The organism is Siccirubricoccus deserti, assembly GCF_014283215.1.
GTDB classification, from domain to species: Bacteria; Pseudomonadota; Alphaproteobacteria; order Acetobacterales; family Acetobacteraceae; genus Siccirubricoccus; species Siccirubricoccus deserti.
On the sequence record NZ_JACOMF010000172.1, the window covers coordinates 1 to 2683 of the forward strand.

A 2683-nucleotide genomic window follows, 5' to 3' on the forward strand; every position below is an offset into this window, starting at 1 on the left:
CCACCTTGCCCGCCATCCGGCGCGCACTGCTGGCTCAGCTCGCTGCCGCCATCCGGCTGCGATGTCCCAGATGCCGCGAGTTCATCGACCTACACAAGCGCGAATGAAAGTGCCGAAGTAGTGCTAAGGCCCAGGCCGGTGCCCTTGCCGAGGCCCTTCGTCGTAAAGAACGGATCAAAGGCTCTCGCCACGACCTCGGGCGGCATTCCGCTGCCAGTATCGGTCACGGAGAGCTCGATATACTCGCCCTCCACGAGATCCGCGTCACCGCATACATGGCGCAGCTGTGTCGAAAGAATGAGGTCGCCACCGCCTGCCATGGCGTCGCGCGCGTTGATGGCAAGATTCAGTACCGCCATCTCGAGTTGGGTCGGGTCGGACAGCACCGCCCCGCCACCGTCCAGCCGGAGGCTCAGCCGAACCATGGGGCCGAGCGTTCGGGCGAGCAGATCCCGCATGCCCTCGACCAATCCGGAGACAACCACCGGCCGCAGCTCGATCCTCTGCGCCCGTGAGAACGCCAGAAGCTGGCCGGTGAGCTTCGCACCCCGCTCGGCTGCCTCGAGGTCGGCTTCCGCGAAACGCTTCACCTTCTCGACGTCGGTCGGCTTGCGGCGGATCAGGTCGAGGGTGCCGACAACCGACGCAAGCAAATTGTTGAAGTCGTGGGCGATACCACCAGTGAGCTGGCCCACCGCGTCCATCTTCTGTGCCTGCCGAAGCGTGTCCTCGGCACGCACCTGCGCAGTGACGTCACGACCGCTACCGACCAACCGCATGACACGGCCGTTCGGCCCGGGGACCGGCACCAACACCGTGTCCCAGTGCCGAGTGCCAGCGCCGATGTCGAGCGTCTCACGGTAGGCCTGGACCTCGCCGGTTTCGACGGCGCGCCGGTACTTCGCAACCACCGCTTCCGCTGTCTCAGCCGGCACCTGTTCCTCCAGCCTCTTGCCGCGGATCTCCGACATGCGAAGGCCCGTAGCGGCCTGGTGAGCCGGGTTGAGCTCCTCGATGGAGAAGCCGCCGTCCGGCAGCACGCTGATGACGAACAGCGCCTCGCCGGAGTTCTGGAAGTAGGCACGGTAGAGGGCATCCGCCTCGCGCCGAGCGGCCTCGGCGGTCGCCAGGGCCGCCCGCGCCTCGCGTTCGGCAGTGACGTCCCGGCCCACGGCGTAGAAGACTTCACCCTCCGGGACCAAGCCCCATTCGATCCAGCGCCACGACCCATCCGCGTGACGGAGGCGGTCTTCGAAGCGGTCAACTGCCTCTCCCCGTCGCAGACGCTCCACCACTGCCTCTACGGCGGCATGGTCGCCAGGGTGCACCTGTTCCGGGAAGGGCCGGACCAGCAACGTTGCCTCGTCAAAGCCAAGCGTATTTTCCCAGGCTGGATTGATCGCCTTGAGGCGCCCGTCAAAGCCCATGACTGCGAAGAGATCGCGGCTCATTGCCCAGACTCGGTTGCGCTCGTCCGTGCGCTCCCGCACCCGCTGCTCCAGTACCTCGTTCAACTCGCGCAGCCGCGCCTCAGCGATCTTGCGGTCGTGGATGTCCTCGACGACACCGTACCAGCGAATGATCTCCCCGACCTGGTTGCGCCGCGGCAGGGCGCGGGCGCGCATCCAGCGGTACTTGCCCGTCGCCGCGACACGGAGGCGATATTCAACGTCTACCGGCTCGCCGGAGGCGAGGCTGGCGGCAAAGGAGGAGGTAGCCCCAGGCAAGTCGTCCGGATGGACAGGCTTCAGCCACCCATTGCCCAGCGGCTCGCCGGGCGCCTGCCCGGTGATGTCGAGCCATCGGGTCGAGTATGAGGTGATGGCGCCTGCCGGGTCGCAGGTCCAGGGAACCTGTGGGTTCAGCTCCACCGTATGGCGGAAATGGTCCTCGCTCTCTCGAAGGGCTGCCTCGCTGTCACGGCGTGCCCTCTCTGCTGCGCGGCGCTCGGTGACGTCACGCGACAAAGCGAGGATCTTCTCCGGAGCACCGTTGCTGCCCCCGATCGGCGTCAGCACTGTATCCCAGTCGAGCATCTGGCCGCGTGCCGTCCTCATGCGCCCCTCGAAGCGCGCTGATTGCCCCTTCCGAGCACGAGCCACTGCAGCATGCGCGACCTCGTGCCCGTCTGGTTCGAACAGCTCGGCCCAGTTCCGGTGGATGAGCAGGGTGACGTCGTCAACGGACAACGCCTGGCGCCCTGAAGTGGTCCCCATCGGTCGGACAGTTTGGCGGCCTGGATAAGCTCGGTCCTGGTTGTCGTCAGGCCGCCAATTTGGCCATCTCGTCCGCCCCATAGGTCTCGTTGGGGGTCTGCCCGGCCAGCGCGCTATGTGGGCGTCCGGCATTGTAGTAGCCGATCCACTTCGACAACCCGGCCCGCAACTCCGAGCCGGTCTCGAAGGCGTGCAGGTAGACGCACTCGTACTTCAGGCTGCGCCATAGTCGTTCGATGAAGACATTGTCCATCCAGCGGCCACGGCCGTCCATCGAGATGCGCACTCCGGCCTGCTGCAGCACGCCGGTGAACCGCGGCGAGGTGAACTGGCTGCCCTGGCACTACTTCGGCACTTTCATTCGCGCTTGTGTAGGTCGATGAACTCGCGGCATCTGGGACATCGCAGCCGGATGGCGGCAGCGAGCTGAGCCAGCAGTGCGCGCCGGATGGCGGGCAAGGTGGGCT

1 protein-coding gene and 1 pseudogene are annotated in these 2683 nt (G+C 66.3%); both read right to left on the reverse strand.

Going from position 1 to position 2683, the window contains the following annotated elements; genetic code table 11:
• Positions 1-89: 89 nt before the first annotated feature.
• Positions 90-2189 (reverse strand): hybrid sensor histidine kinase/response regulator, encoded by a 2100-nt coding sequence (locus H7965_RS29420; RefSeq protein ID WP_186774035.1) that lies wholly within the window; start codon positions 2187-2189, stop codon positions 90-92.
• Positions 2190-2262: 73 nt separating this feature from the next.
• Positions 2263-2556: pseudogene (locus H7965_RS29425) on the reverse strand (integrase core domain-containing protein); the annotation flags it as partial.
• Positions 2557-2683 lie beyond the last annotated feature (127 nt).